At 46.0% G+C, this 20383-nt stretch carries 15 protein-coding genes; 14 read left to right on the top strand and 1 reads right to left on the bottom strand.

The window, feature by feature from the left end:
- Positions 1-23: 23 nt before the first annotated feature.
- The 6 genes from QFZ80_RS22315 to QFZ80_RS22290 all read left to right on the top strand — a co-directional run bounded on the left by QFZ80_RS22315 (position 24) and on the right by QFZ80_RS22290 (position 7468).
- Positions 24-1490 carry a response regulator gene (locus QFZ80_RS22315; RefSeq protein ID WP_307561071.1) on the top strand — a complete coding sequence of 489 codons (1467 nt, stop codon included), beginning with the start codon at positions 24-26 and terminating at the stop codon, positions 1488-1490.
- A 96-nt stretch (positions 1491-1586) separates the two neighbouring features.
- Positions 1587-3560 carry an ABC transporter substrate-binding protein gene (locus QFZ80_RS22310; RefSeq protein ID WP_307561069.1) on the top strand — a complete coding sequence of 658 codons (1974 nt, stop codon included), beginning with the start codon at positions 1587-1589 and terminating at the stop codon, positions 3558-3560.
- 104 nt (positions 3561-3664) lie between these two features.
- Entirely contained in the window at positions 3665-4663 is a 999-nt protein-coding gene (locus QFZ80_RS22305) for an ABC transporter permease (protein ID WP_307554033.1), read from the top strand.
- Between the two features lie 13 nt (positions 4664-4676).
- Positions 4677-5501, top strand: coding sequence for an ABC transporter permease (locus tag QFZ80_RS22300; RefSeq protein WP_307554036.1), 825 nt, complete (start codon positions 4677-4679; stop codon positions 5499-5501).
- Between the two features lies 1 nt (position 5502).
- Complete coding sequence (locus QFZ80_RS22295; RefSeq protein ID WP_307561066.1) at positions 5503-6501, top strand: ABC transporter ATP-binding protein; 999 nt, start codon at positions 5503-5505, stop codon at positions 6499-6501.
- A complete protein-coding gene (locus QFZ80_RS22290) occupies positions 6491-7468 on the top strand; it encodes an ABC transporter ATP-binding protein (protein WP_307561064.1) in 978 nt (325 codons plus the stop codon). Before QFZ80_RS22295 ends, QFZ80_RS22290 begins: the two co-directional genes overlap by 11 nt.
- Before the next feature lie 23 nt (positions 7469-7491).
- On the opposite strand, the gene QFZ80_RS22285 is transcribed toward QFZ80_RS22290, so the two are convergent.
- Positions 7492-8379 (bottom strand): helix-turn-helix domain-containing protein, encoded by an 888-nt coding sequence (locus tag QFZ80_RS22285; protein WP_307561062.1) that lies wholly within the window; start codon positions 8377-8379, stop codon positions 7492-7494.
- A 173-nt stretch (positions 8380-8552) separates the two neighbouring features.
- Here QFZ80_RS22285 and QFZ80_RS22280 point away from each other — a divergent pair, with 173 nt between their 5' ends.
- From QFZ80_RS22280 to QFZ80_RS22245, 8 genes are all read left to right on the top strand, one after another.
- Positions 8553-9635, top strand: a complete 1083-nt coding sequence (locus QFZ80_RS22280; protein WP_307554044.1) for a glycoside hydrolase family 172 protein — start codon at positions 8553-8555, stop codon at positions 9633-9635.
- 416 nt (positions 9636-10051) lie between these two features.
- Entirely contained in the window at positions 10052-10489 is a 438-nt protein-coding gene (locus tag QFZ80_RS22275; protein ID WP_307561060.1) for an RbsD/FucU family protein, read from the top strand.
- Positions 10490-10523: 34 nt separating this feature from the next.
- A complete protein-coding gene (locus QFZ80_RS22270; RefSeq protein ID WP_307561057.1) occupies positions 10524-12317 on the top strand; it encodes an L-fucose isomerase in 1794 nt (597 codons plus the stop codon).
- A gap of 55 nt (positions 12318-12372) precedes the next feature.
- Positions 12373-14046, top strand: a complete 1674-nt coding sequence (locus QFZ80_RS22265; protein ID WP_307561054.1) for a ribulokinase — start codon at positions 12373-12375, stop codon at positions 14044-14046.
- A gap of 145 nt (positions 14047-14191) precedes the next feature.
- On the top strand, positions 14192-15970 hold the full coding sequence (locus QFZ80_RS22260; protein WP_307561051.1) for a cache domain-containing sensor histidine kinase: 1779 nt from the start codon (positions 14192-14194) through the stop codon (positions 15968-15970).
- 21 nt (positions 15971-15991) lie between these two features.
- Positions 15992-17560: a response regulator transcription factor gene (locus tag QFZ80_RS22255; protein WP_307561049.1), complete on the top strand. Its 1569-nt coding sequence runs from the start codon at positions 15992-15994 to the stop codon at positions 17558-17560.
- A gap of 1 nt (position 17561) precedes the next feature.
- On the top strand, positions 17562-18908 hold the full coding sequence (locus tag QFZ80_RS22250) for an ABC transporter substrate-binding protein (RefSeq protein ID WP_307554058.1): 1347 nt from the start codon (positions 17562-17564) through the stop codon (positions 18906-18908).
- A gap of 88 nt (positions 18909-18996) precedes the next feature.
- Complete coding sequence (locus QFZ80_RS22245; protein ID WP_307561047.1) at positions 18997-20328, top strand: ABC transporter substrate-binding protein; 1332 nt, start codon at positions 18997-18999, stop codon at positions 20326-20328.
- Positions 20329-20383: the final 55 nt, after the last annotated feature.

Here is a 20383-nt window from a genome sequence, read left to right as displayed (position 1 = left end):
ATATAAAGAGGGGGTACCTTTATATGCTCAAAATGATGCTCGTTGATGATGAGAAGACTGTTTTACATGGAATTTCACATATTTTGAACAAATATTGCCCGAATTACGAAGTAATAAGCATGGTTCAAAGCGCTGCGGAGGCACTGACCATTCTCCAAGATGTTTGCGTCGATGTCGTGATTACGGATGTGAAAATGCCTGATATGGATGGAATTGAACTTACAAAACAGATTCGGACGTTATACCCGCAAACCGAAGTGGTTGTTTTGAGCGGATACGACGATTTTGAATTCGTCAGACAGACAATGAAGAACGGGGCGTATGATTATTTATTAAAGCCGTGTCACTATCAGAGTATTTTGGATATTTTACGTAAGCTTGAAGAAGGTATCGTGCAGCGTGATAATAAAGCGGTTATTTCGGAAGAGCAAGAATGGTTCGAAAAGTATGCCGATTACGATAACCTAAAAATGGCCGTTGTTTCCGTTCAAGGATGCACAGATTCGGGATTTATGGAGCATCTCAAACAAGAATTGAAGAAAGGGAATATGCCCAAGGAATTTGTTGAATGTATCGCGGTTGATCCTCATTACGTAATCCTTTTTCAACATTCCTTAGATGTAACCGCAGCAAGGCAGCGATTTTACGGTTATCGGCAAAGCTTGTTCCAGAGAGGTTATTCCACGAACTGGGTCGTTGCCGACTGCCATCATGGCCCGGCGCGCTTGAGTCATACGTTTGATTTTTGTGTGGAAATGATTGACTTTTTACAATTCAATGAAATGACCCTAGTTTTGGATGTGGAGATGTACCAGAAATATGTGGACAAGCAAAAAACGCTGCATTTTAGCCATTACTTTTCAAGCGAAATACTGGGAAAATATTTGTTGAATGGAGATTTTGAAAAATTGAGTCACTATCTAGAAACGAAGTGGAATCAACTGTATCACAGGGATTCTTTCTGGGATCCGAAATTGCTAAAGAATGAGGCAGTGAAAGAAGTACTGTATTTGGAACATCAATTGATGGATCATGGACTTCAACCTATTAGCGGTGAATTTGCGGATTATATTGAAAAAATCAAGCTGTTGCCCACCTGCCGAACGTTATTAGATTGGTTGAAAAATATGATCATGGACATCGTTACGAATTTGCATGTCGAAGGGCCTACGCCTCAATACATTCATGTTGTGAAGAAATATATTGAAACTCATTATATGGAAGATCTATGCTTGAAGACGGTTTCGGACACCGTGTTTCTGAATCCATGGTATTTTAGCACCCAATTCAAGAAATATATGAATATCACTTTCAGTGAATATTTGAATCAAGTCAGGGTGCGTATGGCGAAGCAATTTTTAAGACAAAGGGATTTAAAAGTGTATCAAGTGGCAGAAATGGTAGGTTTTCAAGATGCTGCTTATTTTAGCACTGTGTTTAAAAACGTTGAAAATATGAGCCCCAAGGATTTTCAGAAAACGGTTTCATAAAAGTGCTAATGCTTTTAAAAGAAATCAAAGATTATTAAAATTTTTAATTTTGCACAGCTGATACAATCTAATAAATCGTACAAAGGAGGAGTCGAAGTGAGAAAAAAGCAAGGTTTTATCAGCTTGGTTTTAGCGTTAATGCTGCTGATGAGTGCATGCAGTGAAGAAGCATCTAACACGCAAGAGCCTGCAAGTACGGACTCGGATAAACCAACGGCAAGTGCAGCTGCAACCGCTGCAAACACTGTGGGCGGCGGGAAAATGACCGATGTCGGTACGCCAAGAAATCAAACACTGATTGTTGACATTTTGAGCGGTAAAACCGCTGACCCGGATCTGGTGAATCCTTACGTGCCAGGTGCGGTGCCGATGGATGCCGGGTTCCATCAATTGATTTTCTCTAGCTTATGGGAAATTAATACAGAAAAAGGGGAACAAATTCCTGACTTGGCGGCGACATTTCCGGAGCCTCTGGACAACACCAATACGAAATTCAAATTCAAGCTGCAAGAGGGATTAGCTTGGTCCGATGGTGTGGAATTCACGGCAGATGACGTCGTGTACACGTCAGATATGATCATTAAAACGAAAGAACTCGGATATAGCGGTTATTACGCGAGCCTCGTGAAAAGTATGAAAGCGCTAGATAAATATACGATCGAGGTAGAAACGGTTAACCCTGAAACTAGATTAGCCCAAAAATTAGGTGTAGTCATCTGGGGAACTGCCTTCCGAGTCATGCCTAAACATATTTGGGAAAAAGAAGATCCGACGAAATTTAAGTTCAAGGATCCTGTCGGTCTCGGACCGTATACGTTGAAATCACGTGATCCACAGGGGAACTGGTTCCTCTATGAGAAACGCAAAGACTGGCAAAAGAGCGATATCGGTAAAATCGTTGGTGAGCCCGGCGCGCAATACATCCTGTTCAAGTTCTTCGGGCCGGAAGAAAAACGGATCATCGCATCCATTCAACATGAGATGGACATTCTGCAGGATATTACGCCTGAGAGTTGGGATGTACTTCGTCAAAAGAACAAAACGGCTCTTGCCTGGTATGAAAACTTCCCTTACGCAGATATGAATGACCCTTGTGAACGAGGTATGTCTTTTAACGCTTCGAAAGCCCCGTACAACAATGAGGACGTACGCTGGGCGATGGCTTTGATGACGGATATCAAGAACGTATCCTTGGCTACTTTCGGCGGGATGCTGAGAGTTTCACCGATTCAACTTCCGCCGATCTCTGTGCTGCAAGAGAAATACCACAAGCCTATGGTAGGTTGGCTTAAAGACTTCCAACTAAGCGACGGTTACAAGCCATTTGACGAAAGCTATGCGACAGACATGGTGGAAATGTTGAAGCAGCAAGGCATTAAAGGTTTGCCGACAGATACGAAAGAAGCTGTGAACACCTTTGGGGTAGGTTGGTATAAATACGATCCTGCCCAAGCCGGTAAACTGCTTGAAAAAGCAGGATTCAAGAAGCAAGGCGACAAATGGTTGAAACCTGACGGCACACCATGGAAAGTGACGATCAACGCACCTGCCAACTTCGAAGTGCAATCTATGCGACTTGCATTTGCGGTAGCAGACAGCTGGAAAAAGAACGGCATTGACGCAAATGTTCAACAAATGGATGGCGCTACATTCTGGGATAGTGAATCTACAGGCGCATTTGAGGTTGGTTCCTATTGGCCGGCTTGCGGTTTGCTGCCTGACAGCACCGCTAACTTCCAAGGATGGCATAAACAATACATTGTTGATAACGGAAAACAAGCGCCAGGTAACCGCAATCGCTGGGCCAACGACAAAGTAAGCTCATTGATCGACGAGTTAGCCGGCATGCAAAGCAGCGACCCTAAGGTTATTAGCCATATTACTGAAATCAATAAGGAATTCGTTAAGGGTATGCCGTTCATCCCTATGTTCGGCACCTCGAAATTCGTTCCTGTCGATACGTATTATTGGACTGGTTTCCAAACATCTAAAAATGCATTTGAAGGCCCGTGGTGGTGGTGGTCACAGTTTAAATACTACACGCCTCACTTCAAGCCTACGGGTAAGTAAAGCCTTATTTACCAACATAGGTCGCATACCGGGCCCGTTTGGCTCGGTATGCGATTTTAGCCTTACCATTGGATCTAGATGTTAAAAGAGGGGAAGTGACTCCTGTGGGATTTTATAAGTTTTTGCTTTCCAGAGCAATAACGTTTGTACTCGTCGTATTTATCGGCATCACAACGGTGTTTTTTGTGCCGAGATTTTTACCTTCTGATCCCGTGGAAGCAATGATCGGTCGAATGACTTCCAAATCGGCTTTTATGGAGCCGGGAGCAGTTGAGTCCATGCGTAAAACATTAAACGAATCGTTCGGTTTGCAAGGTACGATCGTGCAGCAATATTTCGGTTTTATCAAAAGAGTTGTTTTTACCCATGATTTCGGACCGTCTCTGGCCAATTACCCGACACCGGTAAACGAGCTCATTGGTCGTGCATTGCCGTGGACAATGGGATTGCTGCTTATATCCACATTGATTTCCTGGCTTATCGGAAATGCCATCGGTCTCTTGTCAGGATTCCGCAAGGAGAAAGCGTATTCCAAAGTACTGGAAGCCATTTCTATCGCCTTGTATCCAATTCCCTATTATATATTTGCGTTAATTTTAATCATGCTTTTTGCTTACATCATTCCCATATTCCCGCTTTCGGCGAATTTTATGGGGAAAGGCTTTTCCTGGGAGCATATCAAGAGTCTGCTTGTGAACTCGGCGCTTCCGGCGCTTTCTATTATTTTAGTCGGAACCGGCTGGTGGGTCATTAGTATGAAAACATTGTCTTCTGGCATTGCAGAAGAAGATTACGTGCACTTCGCCCGCTTGAAAGGGCTGAAAGAAAGAAAAATCATGACCAAATATGTGCTGCCCAATGCCGCATTGCCTCAAGTTACCATGCTTGCTCTGCAGCTCGGGAGTATTTTTAACGGCGCATTGATAACGGAATACTTATTCGGCTATCCGGGGATAGGAACTTTAATCTTTGGAGCCATTTTGCAATCAGATTATAATTTAATTATGGGAACGATTACCATTTCGATTATTGCTGTGGCAGGCGCGACATTTATTATAGATTTCTTGTATCCGTTCCTGGATCCCCGGGTGCGTTATAAGTAGTGGAGGAATACGCATGAAAAATTGGAACTTTCGTTTGAAAACCGGGGTGTTCATTTTGGGGATCTTTCTGATTTTAGGATTTATCCTTCCTCTTTTCCACCCGGGCAACCCCACCGAGTGGGGGACATATCCGAAAAACTTAAAACCGAGTTCGGCTCATTTTTTCGGTACGACCAATCTTGGTCAAGATACATTTTGGTTATTGGCTAAGTCTGTACAAAACTCCTTTATTATAGGGATTGTGGTTGCCTTTTTCGCAACGGTGATTGGCGCGCTGCTCGGTCTCTTGGCTGGATTTAAAGGTGGCTTTCTCGACAGAGCGATTACGTTGCTTACGGATTCTTTTATCGTGATCCCCTCCCTGCCGATATTGATTCTATTAGGGAGCTTGATGAAAGGAAGAGCCTCGTTATTTTACATCGCACTCGTATTAATTATTTTTAACTGGCCGTGGCCGGCAAGACAGCTTCGTTCCATGGCATTATCGTTGAGTGAGCGAGAATTTATCAATACCGCTGTGTTTTCAGGTGAAAGCACAATGAAAATTATTGTGAAAGAAATATTTCCTTATGTGGCGGGTTGGTCCGTTGCGAACTTCGTTAATACGATCCTGGTTGCCATAGGCTCCGAATCCGGTTTGGCCGTAATCGGAATGTCCAGCAACGAGAAAGCGACACTGGGAACGATGATCTACTGGGCAAACCAGCATCAGGCTATGTTAGCCGGACGATGGTGGTGGATCGGTTCACCCGTAATCGCCATTGTTTTGATTTTCATTGCTCTATTCCTGACTATGACAGGATATCAACAATATTCTGCGTTAAGGAGGGGGAAATAACATGCTGCGATTAAATAACGTAAGCGCACAATACAACATGCTGACTGAATACGTGAAAGCCGTGGACCATGTCAATTTTGAAGTTCGAAAAAATGAAATTTTTGGCATTGCAGGTGAGTCGGGCTGCGGCAAATCGACATTATTGAAAGTCATGTACGATTTGATCAGCTATCCCCTGGAAATTTCAGAAGGCTCCGTAGAGATCCATTCGACAGATAAAAATGGCAATCCGCTGGTTTATCAAAACGGTGACATCCACAAAAGTTGGTGGAAGATCATTTCTTATGTACCGCAGGGTGCGATGCACGTAATGAATCCTGTGGCCAGAATCAAAAGCCAGTTTTTCGATGCAATCAGCAAATACCATGATAAAAAGAACAAAAAAGAGCTGGAAGCCGAAATCGCGGCCTATTTGAAAGAATTGGAGCTTTCGCCTGAAGTGTTGAACGCTTATCCCCATCAATTAAGCGGAGGGATGCGGCAACGTGTGTTGATTGCATTGGCTACATTTCTCCATCCGGAAATTGTACTGGCTGACGAACCGACAACTGCACTGGACGTTATCGTCCAAAGAGGAATTTTGACCATGCTGTCCCGCGTCCAAAAGAAAATGGGGAATTCAATGGTTATCGTTTCCCATGATATGGGTGTCCATTATCAAATCACGAATCGAATGGGCATTATGTATGCGGGGCAAATGATCGAAGTTGGGCCGACGGAACAGATCTTTACTAATCCCCAGCATCCCTATACCAAAATGTTAATTAGCGCACTGCCTAAAGTAGGTGACAACAGTCAGAAGGAAGGAATTCCTGGCACGCCTCCTAGTTTGAAACAGCCCCTCGCAGGATGCAGGTTTGCGGCAAGATGCCCTGTTGCTATGGACTTATGCCGTACCAGGGAACCGGCCCGATATGAGATTGGGGCAGATCATTTTGCCAGCTGCCACTTGCTGAGTGATGTGGATATTGCCGCGGAGGTGGAGAAGCATGGCGCATAATCGCTTAGAAATCAATAATCTTTCGCGGCAGTTTAAAATCGGCGGCATGCTGCTGGGCAAGAAAATCGTAGCTGTAGACAAGATCGATCTGATACTGCCAGGAGACAAACCGCAAATTTTGAGTATCGTAGGCGAATCCGGATGCGGGAAAACGACATTGGCCAGAATGATTCTGCGCCTGCAAGAACCGTCATCGGGCGAGATTAAGTTAGATGGAATCCCTTTGACTCATTACGACAAACGAAAAAACCGAAAAGAGTTCCTAAAGAAAGTACAACCCATTTTCCAGAACCCCTTCACCTCATTCAGTATGAGAAAAACGGTGGACACCTATTTATTTGAAACGGCATTGAACCTGGATATCGCCAAGAATAAACAAGAAGCCCAAATGGTTGTGAGTGAAGTCTTGCATTCAGTCGGGCTTGAACTTGACCATATTAGGGGGAAGTATCCGAATCAATTTTCAGGTGGAGAGCTGCAAAGGATTTCTATCGCGCGGGCATTGATTCCTAAACCGAGTTTGATTGTCGCCGATGAACCTGTAGCGATGATTGATGCTTCCATGCGTATGAATATTGTGAATTTGTTTAAAAAGCTCAAAGACGAGTACAAAGTTAATTTTATTTACATTACGCACGACCTTTCAACGGCCTACTATGTTAGCGACTATATTGCGACGATGTATCGCGGGCAATTAATTGAATTCGGCGATGCGAAACTTATATTAAATAAGCCATCACATCCGTATACGGAATTATTGTTAGATTCAATACCTAGAGTGGGAAAGAAATGGAACGAAGATAGGGTGCTTCCTGATATGGAAGACAAGGAGTACGGGCTTGACGGCTGTAAATTTGCAAATCGCTGTACGTATGCCAAGGATATTTGCCATTCGAGAGTGCCTAAAAAAGTCCATATCGACAAGGAGCACATGGTTCTCTGTTTTAAGCACAATGATTACAGCTAAATGACAAAGGTGTGGATTCGCCGCTAGACACCCGGGTACGTCTGCATGAATTGCCTAGGTGACACACCTTCTGACTGTTTGAATGCCTTACTGAAGGCGAATACGCTGCTATAGCCGATCTTTTCGGCGATGGAAGTCAAGGAAAGCTGGCTGTAGATCATGAGTTCCTTTGCTTTTTCAAACCGATATTTCATTTGAAATTGATGGGGGGAGAGTCCAAATTTTTGCTTGAACAGTCTTGAGAAATGGTAAACGCTTAGACAGGCTATTTTTGATAAATCATCAAGACTGATAGACTGACCATAGTTTTCTATGATGTGCGTAACGGTGTTTTCCAAAGCGGTTTGATGAAGGATAAACGGGGAACTCACGGCCGGCTCCAGGCCTTTCAAGATCAGATAAAGGATTCTGAGTGTCAGGGATTTTTGAAGGATGGGGAAGTCCGTATCACTTCTTTCGTAGGCATGAATCAATTGAATCAAGCTTAGATGAATCTCACTGTGATTCTTAATCCGTATGACATCGGGAATGTTTAAAATATGGCCGAGCACGTCCGGACGAATCCAGGTAGTCTCGATTTCCTGACATTCGGTCTTCCTTTTGAAATTAATGGGAACATCCTCAAAATTGTCGTAGTACAGCACATCGAAATGAATGTGCGGCATCCAGCTTTCACCGACTGACCCTAGAAATTCATGTTCTTTCCCAGGTTTAAAAAGAACGATGTCGCCCGGCTCAAGGGCGTAGACCGTTTCTTCAATCCGGACACTAAGTACGCCTCGTTCCAAATACAAGAGCTCATAATCGAAAATAATTCTTGGTTTCATCTTCATCTCAGGTACACGATGGTTCCACGCTCTGCGTACGTTCGGAGAGAGATGCATGAGGAGATTTTTTTTATCAGTTTCCATGAAAATCTTCGCCTCCAATAAAGCAAGAATGGACATGTTTTAACAATTACGGGCAAAGCATAGGACGGACAAATTTGATACTATTATTACCGTAAACGTTTACATTATATATGGATTAACAGGTGGAGAGCAAGAGGTAACCCTTAATTAAAAACGGATAGGAGAGAGACGGCATGGTTATGTTTAATGGTTTGGATATGGGAATGGGAAGTTTGGCGCGACTATCGAATGCCAAGACTCGATCCATCAGCGCGGAGAATTTCCAAGGTGACAATGGAAAAGGGGGCATGGCGGTAGAGGGAACGGGCGCCGATTGCGCAAGGGATTTGGGCATCGGCTGGAAGTTATCTCCATCGGTAGAGATTGAGGCCGGAGCGATTTTTACAATGGCGGAAATCGAAGGGCCGGGAGCCATTCAACATATATGGTTAACCTGCTTCCCCAGCCATTGGCGCAACCTCATTATCCGTATGTACTGGGATGAGGAGACGGAGCCTTCCATCGAAGTCCCGCTCGGCGACTTTTTTTGCAATGGCTGGCAGGAACGATGTAATGTCAATTCGATTCCGATAGCTGTCAACCCGGCAGGGGGAATGAACAGCTACTGGTTAATGCCTTTCCGCAAATCTGCCAAGATTACAGTTGAAAACCTTGAACCGGATAAGATCGTTCTGTATTACCAAGTCGACTACACGTTGACTGAAGTACCGGAAGACATGGCTTATTTGCATGCGCAATGGAGAAGAAGCAACCCTGTCCCTTATAAGGGTGTTCATACGCTTATCGACGGCGTGAATGGTAAAGGACATTACGTAGGCACTTACTTGGCTTGGCAGGTCAACAATACAGGCTGGTGGGGAGAAGGAGAAATTAAATTCTACATGGACGGTGACGATGAATTCCCGACGATATGCGGTACCGGAACCGAGGATTATTTTGGCGGGGCTTGGAATTGGGAACAGCCGCAAGGGCAGTATGGCACGTATTCGACACCATTTCTGGGGATGCACCAGGTCATTAAGCCTGACGGTCTGTACCGCAGCCAGCAGCGCTTTGGCATGTATCGCTGGCATGTGATGGATCCGATCCGTTTCGAACAGGAGCTAAAGGTGACGATCCAAGATTTGGGTTGGCGTTCCGGAAGAAGATATTTGCCGCAGCAAAGCGATATTGCCTCAACTGTGTTCTGGTATCAGGCTGAGCCTCATGTGAAGTTTCCTGAGCTGCCAGGGAATGATGAACGTGAAGTCATTTAACGATGTGGCCGATAGGACGGATCGTTTGGCTGAGCTAGGCATGGACAGGATATAGCAAATAAATAGGTTACAAACTATAAAGGCACAATTCAGACCACCTGTTCGGACTATTCATGTCCTTAAAGGTGGTTAGTTGTGTTTGGGTTCATAAAAACAACGGAGGATTCTGCAGTTTTTTTTTGCAATGGTATGACCTGCGAATATTTCATTATATATGCAACGAAAGTGGAGATGTAACGGGAAATTTTTTAGGCGGGGGAGACTATTTTTGTTCTCGAAAAATGCGTGGGATGAATAAGAAAAATGTGGTTGACAGACGAATGTTTGCGGAATTAGAATATGTGTAAACGATTACGTAATCGATTACACATTATTAAATTAGATCCTTGCAGCTGTAAGAAGAGAGGTTGAGAATCTTGTTAAAAGGGATACCGAGTCTTATATCACCCGAGATGCTTAAAATTCTCATGGAGATGGGACATGGGGATGAACTTGTTCTAGGCGACGGCAATTTTCCTGCGGCCAGTTGCGCCAAGCGACTATTAAGGGCAGACGGGCACGGAATATCCGCGTTTCTTGAGGCTGTGCTTAAGCTTTTTCCTCTCGATATATCTGCTGATTCAGTCACCGTCATGCAAGTAGATCCCGGCGACCCTGTTGTGCCTGGCATTTGGGAAGATTACAAGCAAATTGTTCAGCGTGCCGCGAATCAACCTGTTCCAATCGTGGCGTTGGAACGTTCCGCTTTTTATGAGCGATGCAGAAATGCTTACGCGGTAGTGGCTACCAGTGAAGGCGCCTTATATGCCAACGTAATGATAAGAAAAGGTATCGTTACATCAGATGACCAGTAACACACAAATTTCAGAAAAGCTGGAGTGATCAATCATGGGAATTGTTAAAGTTGAAAATCGTTTGCAAGGTTCTATGCCGAAAATCGGTATTCGTCCTGTCATTGATGGAAGAAGAGGAGGAATCCGTGAATCGTTAGAAGATGTCACGATGGATATGGCCGTTACAGTGGCTCGTTTCTTGAGCGACCATTTGAAACATTCGAACGGGTTGAACGTGGAATGCGTAATTGCTGACACCTGCATCGGCGGTGTTGCGGAGGCTGCACTGGCAGCAGAAAAGTTTACGCGCGCGGGCGTCGGAGTAACGATCACAGTAACTCCTTCCTGGTGCTACCCGACTGAAACGATGGACACGGATCCTCATTTGCCCAAAGCGATCTGGGGCTTTAATGGAACGGAACGTCCTGGGGCCGTATACTTGGCTGCAGCATTGAGCGCTCATAACCAGAAAGGACTGCCTGCATTCAGCATTTACGGCAAAGATGTGCAGGATATGGGGGACAATTCCATCCCTGAGGATGTACAGGCTAAATTGTTGCAATTCGCCAAAGCGGGTCTTGCCGTAGCAACAATGCGAGGGAAGTCGTATTTGTCGATGGGATCTGTATCGATGGGAATCGCAGGCTGCATCGTAGACGAGAACTTTTTCCAAAACTACTTGGGCATGAGAAACGAGTACGTGGATATGAGCGAATTCGTGCGCAGAATGGAACGAGGAATCTATGATCCTGAGGAGTTTGAGAAAGCTCTCGGGTGGACCAAAGAAAACTGTCAAATTGGTCAGGACGTGAACCCGCCGCATTTGACAAGGACGGATGAGCAGAAGCAAAGTGATTGGGAGACTGTGGTGAAAATGACGCTCATCGCCCGTGACATGATGGTGGGCAATCCGAAGCTCGCGCAATTGGGTTACGGCGAGGAAGCGCTCGGACGCAACGCGATTGCAGCGGGATTCCAAGGCCAACGGGCTTGGACGGATCACTTCCCGAACGGTGACTTCATGGAAGCAATTTTGACCAGCTCCTTTGATTGGAACGGCATCCGCGAGCCTTACATGCTTGCGACTGAGAACGATACGCTCAATGGAATTACGATGCTTTTCGGTCACCTCTTGACCGACGCGGCACAAATTTTCGCTGATGTGCGCACGTACTGGAGTCCGGATGCGGTGAAGCGCGTAACAGGCCATCAGCTGACAGGAATGACAGCAAACGGAATTATACACCTCATTAACTCCGGCCCGGCGGCACTGGATGGAACCGGCAGACAAGAGAAAGACGGAAAGCCTGCCATGAAGCCGTTCTGGGAAATTACGCAGGACGAAGCGAAGCAATGTCTGGAAGCGACGCAGTGGTGCCCAGCCGTTGACTTCTTCCGCGGAGGCGGGTATTCCACCGACTTTACGACACGCGAAGGAATGCCGGTTACCATGGCTCGCATTAATTTGATCAAAGGGCTTGGTCCCGTTCTTCAACTTGCTGAGGGCTATACGGTTGAGCTCCCGGACGACGTTCATGACAAGCTCGACCAACGTTCGAATCCGACATGGCCGACGACATGGTTCGTACCGAACCTTACGGGTGAAGGTGTCTTCAAGAATGTTTACTCTGTGATGAATAACTGGGGTTCCAATCACGGCGCGCTCAGCTACGGCCACATTGGAGGCGATTTACTTACGCTGGCAGCTATGCTGCGCATTCCGGTTTGCATGCATAATGTTCCGGAAGATCGCGTTTTCCGTCCGAGTACGTGGACCGCATTCGGCGTGATGGAACCTACGGGTGCCGATTTCCGCGCATGCGCGAACTTCGGGCCGTTATATCGTTAACTAGCTTACGCTTACGAAGAAAGTTTTGCTAAAGCAAAACTCTAAGGAGGTACTTATGCCAGCATCAAACAGGCTTTATACAATCGGAATTGACTATGGAACCCAATCGGGCCGCGCGGTGCTCGTTGATATTCAGAATGGACATGAGGAAGCCGTACATGTGACACCCTATCGCCACGGCGTGATGGATGAGTTTCTTCCCTCTAACGGCATGAAGCTGAAGCCGGAATGGGCTTTGCAGCATCCAAATGATTACTTGGAAGTGCTGCGCACTTCCGTACCTGCCGTGATCAAAGCTTCCGGGATCGATCGGTCTCAGGTGATCGGCGTTGGCATCGATTTTACGGCTTGCACCATGCTGCCCGTAGATACGGAGTTTCAACCGCTTTGCCTGAAAGACGCATGGAAGGAACGGCCCCACGCATGGTTAAAGCTATGGAAGCACCACGCGGCGCAAGAAGAAGCGACGGCTATTAATAAGCTGGCCGAAGCCCGCGAAGAACGGTGGCTGCAGCGTTACGGTGGCAAGCTATCCTCGGAGTGGATGCTGGCGAAGAGCTTGCAAATATTAAAAGAAGATCCAGAAGTCTACACGGAGGCGGATTTATTCGTGGAGGCCGCAGACTGGATCGTCGCGCAAATGACAGGTCAGTTGAAAAGAAACAGCTGCACAGCCGGGTATAAATCCAATTGGCACAAAAACGAAGGATATCCATCCAGCGAGTTTTTGGAGCAGCTGCACCCCGGCTTAGCAGATTTATATGCGACGAAGCTGCGTGGTGAGGTATCGCCACTCGGAAGCTTGGCCGGAAGCCTGCTGCCCGAAATTGCCGAACAAATGAATCTCTGCCCAGGAATTGCGGTTGCAGTGGGTAATATTGACGCGCATGCCGCAGTACCTGCCGTAGGCGTAGTTTCTCCGGGGAAGATGGTCATGGTGATGGGCACATCCACTTGCCACATGCTGCTTGCCGAGGAAGAACGATCCGTTGAGGGCATTTGCGGCGTTGTGGAAGACGGCATTATTCCAGGTTTGTTTGGCTACGAGGCTGGACAATCAGCCGTAGGTGATATTTTCGCATGGTTCGTTGAGGAGTCCGTACCGGCATATGTGCAAGCTGAAGCTCAAGAGAAAGGCATTTCCATCCATGAACTTTTGGAGGAAAAGGCTTCGCAGCTGCAACCTGGCGAAAGCGGGTTGTTGGCGCTGGATTGGCACAACGGCAATCGTTCCACCTTAATGGATGCAGACTTGACCGGATTGATACTAGGGATAACACTTAGCACGAAGCCTGAAGACATTTATCGGGCGCTTCTCGAAGCCACAGCTTTCGGTACGCGTACGATTGTAGAAGCTTTCCGCAAGGGTGGCCTGGACGTGAACGAACTGTATGCCTGCGGAGGCCTGCCGAAACGCAATAAGCTTCTCATGCAGATTTACGCGGATGTAAACAATATGGAGATCAGGCTGTCTGACACCGAATTAACTCCCGCTATCGGTGCAGCGATGTTTGCAGCGGTTGTAGCCGGTTCTGAGGCAGGCGGTTACAGCTCTATCCAAGAGGCAGCCGTGTTTATGGCCAGAGTCAAAGAGGAGACCGTAAGCCCGATTCTTGAGAATGTTAAGATTTATGAGGACTTATACAACCAATATAAAAGGCTTCATGATGTATTTGGTAAAGATATAGATAGTGTTATGAAAAATGTGAGACGGATCAGAAACGCATAGATAGGCTGCAAGTGCTTTTACCTACCAAGGTGTAAAGCACTTTTTCTTTCATCTCGCAGATGGAGATGGATGATTTTTCTGACTGCGTTCCAGATAGCTTATGTTATACTTTTGTCAAAGACTACGTGAATTGGAGAAGGGGTCCATGCATCTATCGTTCCTGAAAACTTGGAATCTGCGGACGAAATTAATGATTATTCTCGTGTTGTTTATTTTATCGCCATTAATGATATTCGGCATCCTGTTCTACCAAAGCTCCAAAGACCTCGTGTCACAAAGAACGGATAAAGAGGGGCTGCAGGTACTCACACTCGTCAATCAAAACGTTAGCCAGCTTCTCAAGGGATACGAATCCCAATTGAACGATATTTATGAGCATGAAGATATCATTAAACAACTCAGTGATTCTATTGAAACGAAGTCAAGTGATCAGATATCACTGAGCGACGATTCCGTGAATCGCTTTCTTCGCGACTTCCTGAGAGGGAAGGATGATTTGGATTCCATCTATTTGTTCACGCTTAAAGCTACGTATTTCGGTGATTTTAAAGGACCTAACCTTTTTACGCAATTTTACCGAGATCATCCGATGTGGGATCGTTTCATTTCTTTAGGTACCGGACGGGCTGTTTGGCTGCCAAGCTATGAGCTTCCGCCTAATCAGTACAATTCCAAGACTTCGCATTATTTTGCAGTAGGCATGCAGGTCAAGGATGTGTATGATTCTCTTCAAACGTTAGGCACTTTAATTGCTAACGTAAAAATCGATGCTTTGGATAAAATCATCAGTAACGTTCAAGTGAGCCCGAATAGCGTATTATTAATTACCGATCATCAAGGCAACTTGATATGGAACCGAAATCCAGATGCCTACGGCATTAATTTGTCGACTTATCCTTTCTTTAATCAATTGGATCAACAGGAAGACGGGCGCTTTACTCAGGAAATTAACGGCAGTCCTTATCGAGGCACATTCCTGCGTTCCGCTTATAACGGTTGGTATTATTTCTCCTTTGTGCCGCAATCCGATTTGAACGCGCAAACCAATGATCTGAAGCGTTTCCTAGCGGCAACGGTCGTTGCCTTCGCCGCTTTATTCATTTTTCTGGCTGCATTTACATCGAATTATATTACACGTCCGATACGCCAAATGGCTCTAGCGATGAAGCATATTCAAAAAGACAATTTCGAAATGACGCAGCTAACCCAATCTTCAGATGAAATGGGCATGCTGCAGGCCGCGTTTCTCAGTATGCGTGGAAGGATAAATGAGCTGATTAAGGAAGTTAGATTGATTTCCAATAAGGAAAAAGAAGCTGAAGTCAGGGCGCTTCAGGCTCAGATTAATCCGCATTTTGTCTACAATTCACTTGATGCGATTAACTGGATGGCGATCGAGAATGACCAAAGCCGAATCAGCCGTATGATTACCTCTCTGAGCGATATTATGAGATATGCGATCAAGCCGGGCGAACAGCTGGTTACGATCGAAGAGGAGCTAAAGTGGGCGCAAAATTATGCTTACTTGCAAGAAATGAGATTTGAAGATAAATTTGAAGTCATTTTTGATGTGAAAATTGACACGTTGGATTTAAAAGTACCGAGATTGCTGTTTCAACCTTACTTAGAAAATTCGATCATCCATGGGATGGAAGATATCGATACAGGCGGCGTCATTCGGATCACGGTTCAGAGTACCGGGAGTGAAGAAGAGATGAAGCTTACGGTCATCGTTGAAGATAACGGCGGCGGTATTTCAGCGGATAAGCTCCAACAAATTAAAGAGCGCCGAAGCCATGGCATCGGCATTTACAATTTGGATGAGCGGTTGAAGATGGAGTATGGGCCGAGTTACGGGACGACGATACATTCGGTCTTTGGAGAAGGTACCATTGTCACCATTGTCCTGCCTTATATTCGTTAAGACACAACGGGGGAGATCAACATGTACAAGGTCTTAGTGGTAGATGACGAGCCGAGAGTTCGCAGAGGACTGACGAGTTTAATTCCGAAGCTTGACAGCGATTGGATCGTGATTGGTGAAGCCAAGAACGGGTATGATGCGCTGGAGGCGGTCAAAAAAGAGATGCCTGATCTGGTCATCACGGATATCCGCATGCCGCATATGAACGGGTTGGATCTTCTCAGTCATTTGAAGGAATATCCGGTACATGTCGTCATCCTATCGGGATATGGATATTTTGAATATGCGCAAACGGCAGTTAAATATGGCGCTTTCGATTACTTGTTAAAGCCTCTAAAGCCTGAGGACATCGAGAGTGTGCTGAAAAGAGTGAAGAAGGAACGACAATTGGTTCCAGCGGTATCTCAGACCAGCTCCAGCCGACCGAATTATTCGAAGCTGTGGAAGGATTGGCTGCTCGGACTCCAAGAGGAGAAAGAGCCTCCGGAGCAGCTCAGCCCTTTAATCCCTAACGATATTTCTACGTTTCGGATCATGGTCATTGAAGTGGATCTCATTGATGAACTGATCAACGAGGATCAATGGGGGGACAGACAGTTGGTTTTGTTTGCCGTCCGTAATATTGTCCAGGATGTTACCGAGATGAAAACAAACTCGGATTCTCACTTTTTATTCGTGAGCGGTGCTCACTTGTTCTTTCTCACGATTAATGAATACGATACGAGACAGTTAGCCAAAACAAGTATTGAGGAAGTCAGCCGCTGGCTCAAAATATCGATTTCCATCGGGATCAGCGACGTCACGGACTCTTACCTCGAGCTGCCGGAAATTCTGCAGCATGCACGCGTTGCCTTACAAAATAAATGGCTTTACGGGTGCGGAACAGTAAGCGATTACGACGATTTGAAAATGGAGGACATCATTGAGGTTGGTTACCCGAACGCGTTGGAAATGGAGCTAGTCAAGTCGATTCGAAGCGGTCAGTCCCATCAATCTTCGCTCGTTCTGACCAAGTTCATAGAAACGGTCAAACAAAGAAATGTTTCGTTCCGGTTGTTTCGGAGGTTTTGCTTACAATTGGTTTCCGCCGTTATTCGATTGACCTATGAACAAAAAATGTACGATCTAGTTCTCGCGAATATGGCTCGTCCTATCGACTTATTTGACAGGAACTTTACACTCGAAGAGTATGTTGAATTTATGTTAAGTCTTACCCAATCATGTATTGTGTCTATGGAATGGAATAGAACGCAGAAGCAGAATCGGACTATCGAGAAGGCGCTCTCCTACATGCAATCGAACTATTCGCAAGACATTTCGTTAGAAGACGCAGCGCGGCATGTGCAAATGAATCCGAGCTATTTGAGCTCTTATTTTAAACTCGAAACCGGCAGTTCGTTTGTTGAATATTTAACTGGGCTTCGTATGGAGAAGGCGAAAACATTGATGATGGATGCCCAATTAAGATTGTATGAAATCGCGCAAATGGTCGGCTATCAGGAAGTAAAATATTTTTCACGGTTATTCAAGAAAAAAATGGGTGTCACCCCCGTGGAATACCGACAGTTTTTCTTCCGGAAGGAGGATTGACATGAAAAAATCAATGGCAATGAGGGTAATGCTTGCCAAAAAGCTGCTGCTTGTAGTGGCTGTGTTCAGCATGCTAATTTCCTGCGAGCAAAGCACGGAATCAGCAAAATCACCGGAACTCGACAAGCTGTTTCGCCCGCAGGGAGGGCAAAGCAAGGATACGAATGCGCCTAAGAAGGTGCTTCGCTTATGGTCGTTCCATACGTCCAAGGAGTTTGAATTTTGGCAGGAGCTGGGCAAGCAGTATCAGCAGCTGCATCCGGATATAGAAATCAAAGTGGAGTACGTGTCCAGCGATGATTATTTTACGGGGGAAAGACTGCTCGCTTCATTTGCATCCGGAACGGGTCCGGATATCTTTTTTGTATCGTCGCCCATGATTAAACGTCTAGCGGATGTCAGCATGTTAATGCCGCTCGACTCGTTTTTTACACCGGCAATGAAAGAGGATTTCTACCCAGCAGCCCTGGATTCCGTTACTTTGTATAATAATATTTATGCGGTTCCGATCGAAACCGAATTAATGGGTTTATTTTACAATAAATCAATGTTTCAAAAGCATGAGATATCGCCGCCCAAAAACTGGAATGAGATGATGGAGGCGGCGCAGAAGCTGAGATCCTCACGTGTAAGCGGTTTAACGATAGAGACGTTCGGCGGTGTGTATCAGAACTTCTCCTGGCTTCCGTTTTTTTGGCAAACCGGTGCAGATTTAATCTCAGATGACGGTAAGAATCTCGGACTGAGCCATACGAAAGGCGAGGAGATGTACAATTTTTTTCGGGGTATGGTGAATCAAGGGTTGATTAATATGCAGCCATCACGGCCGGCAACGGATATTGGCATTTTGACGAATGGTGAAACGGCGATGCAGGTGAGCGGGACGTGGAATATTCGCATGCTGGAAACGCAATACGCCGATCAGCCGATCGGAGTCGTTCCTCTGCCGACGCCGGATGGCGGGAATCGTCTTACGATTGCAGGCGGATGGAAAATTGCGGTGAACTCGCGAAGCGATTATGCAAGCGAAGCCGCGAAGTTTGTGATGTGGGCTTTTTCCGGCGATACGAGCATACCGCTCAGATGGTGCAGCGATGTGAAGTTCGCTTATTCCCCGCGCAAGTCCGTCATGGAAGCGGGTTCTGACTATTACCGGCGCGGTCTTCGAGAGGTCTTTACGAATGAAATTTTCGGTACGGAGCGGATGGAACCGCAATATCCCGAAGAAATCAACCGGATATTTACCCAGTCGTTACAGAGCTTACTGTACAGCAGGCTATCCGGTAAAGAAGTGGCACAGAGCATGGAAGAGAAGATCGACCGCTTCCTGTCCAAAATCCAAAAATAGTCCACCTAGCTAAATTATTTCTCGTTATGTACAGTTGTCCCCCCGGATTATACTCAAGGTGTAGTCGAAATGAAAGGGGATACAACAGATGAAACGGAATTGGAAAACGTTAGGGGTTGCGGCGATTAGCTCCGTACTTGTTTTACAGCTAGGCTGTGGTTCATCACCGACAGAAGCTCCAAAAGCCGGCGAAGCAACACCGAAAGGTACAGAAGCCACCAAGGAAACAAGCTCCGCCAAGAAAGACAAAGTTAAACTGGCTTTCTGGGATATGCACACCGAAGCTGAGAGTAAGTTCTTCAAAGATTTGGTCGATGCTTACAACAAATCGCAAGATCAAGTGCAAATTGAGTATTCGACTTATGACCAGGCCTCCTACACGACGACCAAGCTCCCTACGGGTTTTGCAAGCGGTGCAGGGCCGGATCTCTATATGATCAGCCCGGGCGATTTTATGAAATTCGCCAAATCCGGTTTGATGAAAGATTTGACACCTGATTTCCCTGCAGGCGTGAAAGAGGATTTTCTTCCTGCATCTCTTGAAGCTGTAACTTATAACGGCAAGATCATGGCTCTGCCATTCGAATTGGAAACACTAGGTCTTTACTATAACAAGGAAATGCTGGATAAAGCCGGTGTTCAAGTTCCTAAGACATGGGATGAGCTTCATGCCGCAGCGAAGAAACTGACAACCGATAAGGTAGCGGGTCTGATTATTCCGCCAGACAAAGGACCATACTTCAACTTTATCTGGTATCCATTCCTGTGGCAGCAAGGCGGTAACGTGCTGAGCGCAGACGGAACCAAATCAACATTCAACACGCCTGAGACGGCCAAAGCACTCGATTTCTGGGGAAGCTTCTTCAAAGACGGTCTGTCTCCGAAAAAACTGCAGCTCGGTCCTTGGGAGATCGATAACCTGGGTAACAAAACTGCAGCCATGCAAATTGTCGGAACATGGGCGATCAATCGAATTGAAGAGAAATATAAAGATGTGCCTATTGGTCTAGCACCGCTTCCGATTCCTGCCGGCGGTAAAGCTGCAACGGATGCAGGGGGTTGGAAAATGGCTGTTAACGGTCAAAGCAAGAATGCGGCTGAAGCTGCCAAGTTTGTCATGTGGGCTTTCGGTTCATCGGATCTGAGCCATGCATTGAAATGGGGTACGGAAGTGAAGTTCGCTTACTCCCCGCGTAAATCCGTAGTCGAAAAAGGGAAGGACATTTACAACAAAGGTCTGCGTAAAGTGTTCACTGAAGAAATTTATAACTCCGCGATCCCAGAACCGCGTTATCCATCCGAAGTGGTCGAGGCCGTCGGTGATGCGATGCAGTACGTCATGTACGGTAAAATGTCAGGTGCTGACGCCGCCAAAACCGTCGATGCAAAAATCACGGAAATTCTAAGCAAACAGAAATAACAGGAATCTGGGGAGAGGGGCGTCTTGCTCCGTAAAACTGCAAGACGTTTCCTCC

The organism is Paenibacillus sp. V4I7 (genome assembly GCF_030817275.1).
Classification (GTDB): Bacteria; Bacillota; Bacilli; order Paenibacillales; family NBRC-103111; genus Paenibacillus_E.
This window is presented reverse-complemented; position numbering and strand designations above follow the sequence as displayed.